Below are 5137 nucleotides of genomic sequence, written 5' to 3' on the forward strand. Positions count from 1 at the left end.
CCTGGGGCGGGTGCCGACCGACCTGCACGCGATACTCGAGCTCATCGACGACCTTCACCAGGTGGTGTCGGGCCTGCCCGGCGCCGGACGCGCCCGCGACCGCGGCGACGACCCGCACCCGCAGGTCGAGGACCCGCGGCCGCCCGACGACGACGCGCCCAACCGAGAGGCGGAGTCGCCCCAGACACCGACGGAGGGCTACAGCTAGTAGGACGGCTCGGTCACGCCAGCGCGACCATCACCCTCACCGTGCACCAGCACGTACACCCCGGTATGGGCCGGGAAGCCGCCGCCCGCTGTGCCGCGCTGCTCGACGGCTGAGCAGGCACGAATCCGACGCGACGTATCGCGGCGGTATCACGAGGCCCCTTCGGCCCTTGAACGAGAACACCGCGGGCTGCTGACACGCAGGAACACCGGGGTGAGACTGTGTCCGAGGGGCGACACGCTACATACGCACACGGCTCCGACCGGGCCCTGACCCAGCGATCGCAGTGGGGACGAGCCCTAGAGGTCGAGGATGGTGAGGTCGAGCGCCTGCAGCCGGGCGGGGTCGGCCAGCACGTCAATCGCCGCGATGCGTCCGGCGGTGACGGTGAACGCCATGACCGACAACGGCCGGCCGTGCGCGGCGACGACGACCCCTGCTGCCCCGTTGACCAACGCGGGACGGGCGAAGGGGTAGAGCCGGCCGAAGGTGATCGCCTGGCCGGCCACGGCCCGGGCGCCGGTGATCACGGTGGTGAGGCGGGCAGGACCACGTCCGCCGTCGGACCGGAGCACGACGTCGGGGTGGAGGACGGCGACGAGGGCGTCGAAGTCGCCGTCGCGGGCGGCGGCGAAGAAGGCGTCGACGACACGGCGCTGGCGGGGGAGGTCCGGATCGGGTGCCGGCGCCTGCCCCTGGACCCGGCGGCGTCCGCGGCTCGCCAGTTGCCGGGCCGCCTCCGGCGACCGCTCGATCATCGGGGCGATGTCGTCGAAGGGCACCGCGAACATGTCGTGCAGCACGAAGGCGAGCCGTTCGGCGGGCGTCAGGGTCTCGAGGACCACCTGCAGCGCCAGCCCGACCGAGTCGGCCAGCACCACCTCGTGCTGGGGGTCGAGGCCGGACTCCGGGCTCACGATCGGATCGGGCACGTGGGAGTCGAGCGGATCCTCGCGTCGCTGTCCGCGGGAGCGGAGCTTGTTGAGGCACACCCGCGCCACCACCGTCGTCAGCCACGCCTCGAGGTTCTCCACGCTGCTGGTGTCGGCGCGGTCGAGGCGCAGCCAGCTGTCCTGCAGCGCGTCCTCGGCCTCGCTCAGCGAACCGAGCATCCGATAGGCGACGGCTCGCAGCCGCGGGCGGGACGCCTGGAAGCGCTCGGTCAGCCACTCGCGTTCGTCCATGGCTGTCACGTTCCTCTCTCGTCGGGTGTCACAGAAGTGACCCGCGAGGACGCGGAGTCGTGACCGGGAGACCGACTCCCGGACTGAACCGACACGGAGGACAACATGAGCGCATCCATCCTGGTCACCGGCGGCACCGGAACGCTGGGCGGCCACGTCCTCCCGTTGCTCCAGGCGGCCGGTCAGGACCTGCGGGTCCTGAGCCGGCGTGGCCGTGAGCCGCGGGAGGGCGTCGAGTACGTGACAGGTGATCTGCTGACCGGCGAGGGGATCGACCGGGCCGTGGCGGGAGTGAGCACCGTGCTGCATCTCGCCGGCGGGCCCAAGGGCGACGACGAGGCCACCCGCACGCTGGTGCAGGCCGCGTCCCGCGCCGGGGTGGGGCACCTGGTGTACATCTCGGTCATCGGCGCGGACACGGTCCCGCTCGGGTACTTCCGCGCCAAGCTGGGCGCAGAGCGGGCAGTGGCCGGCTCGGGGTCGCCGTGGACCGTCCTGCGCGCCGCCCAGTTCCACGACCTAGTGCTGACCGTGGCGGAGAAGATGGCGAAGCTGCCCGTCGTCCCCGTTCCGGGTGGGCTGCGGTTTCAGCCCGTCGACTCCCGCGACGTCGCGGCCCGCTTGGTGCACCTCACCCTCGGCCGCCCGGCCGGGCGGGTGCCCGACCTCGCCGGGCCGCAGGTCTACGGGCTCGGCGAACTGGTCGGCGGCTACCTGCAGGCCCGGGGCAGGCGGCGAACGATGATGCCGGTGCGGATGCCCGGAAAGGCCGGCCGCGCCTACCGGGCCGGCCTGAACCTGTCGCTGGAGGGTGTCGACGTCGGGAGCCGCAGCTGGGAGGAGTATCTCGCCGAGCGGCTGGCCCCGGACCGGGACATCCGGACCGCCGATCGTCCGGCGCCGTCCAGCTCCTGACAGCGGTCGGCATGAACGGTTCTGCGAAGCTCTCCCGGGCGACGTCCACCCGGGGGAGCCGCTCGCACTGGCACCGGAAGTCCTCCTGCCGCCTGGATGGTCGCGGGGAGTCGGCAGTCAGAGAGGCTCGACGACCTGTTTCTCACCCGGGATGCCCCGTGCGACGACGATCGCCTCTCCGCCTGCTCGTGGCCGCACCCGGTAGTCGCGGAAGACGAGGGGCAGGCCCCGCGCGGTGACGGGGTCGGGCGAATCCATGACCTGGACGTGGACGTGCGGCTGGCTGGAGTTGCCCGAGTTTCCGCACCGGCCCACCTCCTGGCCCACCGCGAGCCGCTCTCCGACCGCCACCCGGATCGACCCTGCTCGCAGATGGGCGAGCGCCACGTACCCGCCGTCGTCCCGTTCGAGGATGACGTGGTTGCCCGCCAGGACGCCGGCCCCACCGCGCGCTCGCTGCGCCTGCGTCAGCGCGTAGGACGCGAGGGCGAGCTGGGATCGCCGAGCCTCGTGGTCGGGCTCGCCGTCGTGCACCTCGACCACCCGGCCGGTGGACGGCGCGAGGATGGGTCGGCCGAACGCGTAGAAGCGCTCCGGCGGCTCTGTCGACAGCAGGGTGCGCCAGTCCCGGGTGGCCGCCGACCGCCCGCCCTCCACCGCGAGGAAGTCGATGGCGTAGGTGGCGGCGAACTGGTGGGTGCCATGGCTGGGCACCCGTCGAGCGGGGCTCATCTCCGCCCGCCATGTCCCCCGGAACGGCAACGTGAGGACGGCTGGGTCGATCCGGGTCATGGGTCGCCTTCTTTCCCGCCCCGCTCGAAGGGGGAGGGCAAGGGGACGTCGACGGACCGGAGCATCCGCCTGACCAGATCCCGCACCGCGTCAAGCGACTGCGGTGCCGGGGCAGTGTCCGCGGCGGTGAGCCGGCTGAACAGCAGTCCCTCGAGGAGGACGAGCAGTTCCCGCGCGCGATCTTCGGGATCGCGGACACGGAGGGCGGCGAGCTGTTCGGTCAGGCGGTCGTGGATGGGCACCGCGTTCGCCAGCAGCGCCTCGCGCAGCTCCGGGCGGCGGGTGGACTCGAGGGTCAGCTCGTACCGCGCCAGCTGCCGCTCACGCCCGTCGGTCACGAGGCCGTGGACCGCGGCGGTGAACGCTTCCGCGAATTCCTCGCCGTCGGCGTGCGCCAGGGCGGGCACGCTCGCCGTGTCGAGGTCGGACATCCGACGGACGATGGCGCGCAGGAGGTCCAGCCGGGTGCGGAAGTAGTAGGACGTCGAGCCTTCTGGCACGCCGGCGGTGCGGTCGACGGCCCGGTGCGTCAGCCCTCGGCTCCCCTCGCGGGCGAGCGTGGTGATCGCCGCGTCCGCGAGCCGGATCCTGCGCGAGTCCTCGACCACGGATACCTCCTTGACCCTGCCCTCTACAGCTGTAGCGTAGGCCATGCCACTACAGATGTAGAGGAGAGGTCATGTCAGCTGGATCCTTCGTCCCCGCAGTGCTGTTCGCGGGAACCGTGCTGCTGGCCCTGGAACCGATCCGCCGTCCCCGGGCGCTGGCGGTGACGAGTTACCTGGCCGGCTTGGGGGCCAGCGAGTTGCCCCAGCTGTTCCTCGTCCTCGTTCTCACCGCGACCGTGCCGACGATCGCCGAGAACGGCTTGCCGGACGGGCCGGCGGGGTGGGCGTTCCTCGGCCTGGCGGCGCTCACCTGTGCCGGGCTCGGCGCCGTTGCGCGGCGTTCCTGGCGCGCGCGTGACGTCGTCGGCCGGGCGCTGGCCGAGGGGCTCGGAGACAGGACGGGGTACCGCAGACCGTCCCTGTCGCGCGTCCTCCACGTGCTGCTGGCCCCGTTCCCCGTGCACCCGCGGCGGGTCGAGCGGATTCCGGACGTCAGCTACGGGGACGCCGGACGGCGCAACCGGCTGGATGTCTACCGGCTGCGGTCCCGGCCGGCCGGCGCCCCCGTGCTGGTCTACCTGCACGGGGGCGGCTACTTCAGTGGGACCAAGCGCCGGGAGGCGCGTGCCCTGCTGCACCGGATGGCCGCGGACGGCTGGGTGTGCGTGAGCGCCAACTACCGGCTGCGTCCGGCAGCGGGCTTCGTGGACCATCTCGTCGACGTCAAGAAGGTGCTCGCCTGGGTACGGGAGCACGGGCCCGCGTACGGCGCCGACCCTGGCACCGTCGTGGTCTCCGGCAGCTCGGCCGGGGGCCACCTCGCCGCCCTGGCGGCCCTGACGCCGGGCGAGCCGGTCTACCAGCCGGGGTTCGAGCACGTGGACACCTCGGTGAGCGCGGCCGTGTGCCTGTACGGCTACTACGGCGCCTACTACGGGCACCCGGAGGACGAGCGGCCGTCGTCGTCCCCACTCGTCCTCGACGCCTCGCACGCGCCCCCGTTCTTCCTGGCCCACGGCGACCGGGACACCTACCTGCCGGTGGAGGGCGCCCGCGCGTTCGCCGCGCGGCTGCGGCGTTCCTCGCCCAGTCCGGTCGTCTACGCCGAGCTCCCCGGTGGGCAGCACGGCTTCGACCGGTTCCGCTCCTTGCGCTTCGAAGCGGTGGTGGACGGCGTCGCTGCCTTTCTCGCCCGCGTGGGTGACCGCGCTGCCCGAGTGCCGGGCCGCCCGTGATGCAACTGTTCCGTGGCCGGAGCGTCGAGCGTCGACGGGGTCACGCGCGCCTTCCTCGTCGACGGCGCGGCGCAGGAGGAGCGCCGGCTCTGGGCGGCGGGCGTGCCGATCGCCGAACCGCTCGGGGAGATGCACTGGGCGGGCAACGGCGCTTCCATCTGACAGCCCCGGAAGGGACGCGTCGAGATCGTGCAG

General features: G+C 72.8%; 7 protein-coding genes. 4 read left to right on the top strand and 3 right to left on the bottom strand.

Annotated features, from left to right (window positions below; genetic code table 11):
- Positions 1-208 (top strand): hypothetical protein (locus VN520_RS36180; RefSeq protein WP_325751193.1); only part of this gene is annotated, 208 nt, incomplete at its 5' end.
- Positions 209-507: 299 nt separating this feature from the next.
- Here the strand turns inward: VN520_RS36180 and sigJ are convergent.
- Positions 508-1392, bottom strand: a complete 885-nt coding sequence (gene sigJ, locus VN520_RS36185; RefSeq protein WP_325751194.1) for an RNA polymerase sigma factor SigJ — start codon at positions 1390-1392, stop codon at positions 508-510.
- Positions 1393-1497: 105 nt separating this feature from the next.
- Here sigJ and VN520_RS36190 point away from each other — a divergent pair, with 105 nt between their 5' ends.
- A complete protein-coding gene (locus VN520_RS36190; RefSeq protein WP_325751195.1) occupies positions 1498-2307 on the top strand; it encodes an SDR family oxidoreductase in 810 nt (269 codons plus the stop codon).
- Positions 2308-2424: 117 nt separating this feature from the next.
- On the opposite strand, the gene VN520_RS36195 is transcribed toward VN520_RS36190, so the two are convergent.
- Entirely contained in the window at positions 2425-3099 is a 675-nt protein-coding gene (locus tag VN520_RS36195) for a M23 family metallopeptidase (protein ID WP_325751196.1), read from the bottom strand.
- A complete protein-coding gene (locus tag VN520_RS36200) occupies positions 3096-3707 on the bottom strand; it encodes a TetR family transcriptional regulator (RefSeq protein WP_325751197.1) in 612 nt (203 codons plus the stop codon). Before VN520_RS36200 ends, VN520_RS36195 begins: the two co-directional genes overlap by 4 nt.
- Before the next feature lie 71 nt (positions 3708-3778).
- Here VN520_RS36200 and VN520_RS36205 point away from each other — a divergent pair, with 71 nt between their 5' ends.
- Positions 3779-4942, top strand: coding sequence for an alpha/beta hydrolase (locus VN520_RS36205; RefSeq protein WP_325751198.1), 1164 nt, complete (start codon positions 3779-3781; stop codon positions 4940-4942).
- Between the two features lie 12 nt (positions 4943-4954).
- On the top strand, positions 4955-5104 hold the full coding sequence (locus VN520_RS36210) for a hypothetical protein (RefSeq protein WP_325751199.1): 150 nt from the start codon (positions 4955-4957) through the stop codon (positions 5102-5104).
- Positions 5105-5137: the final 33 nt, after the last annotated feature.

It is taken from the genome of Streptomyces sp. (genome assembly GCF_035563135.1).
Lineage (GTDB): Bacteria > Actinomycetota > Actinomycetes > Streptomycetales > Streptomycetaceae > Streptomyces.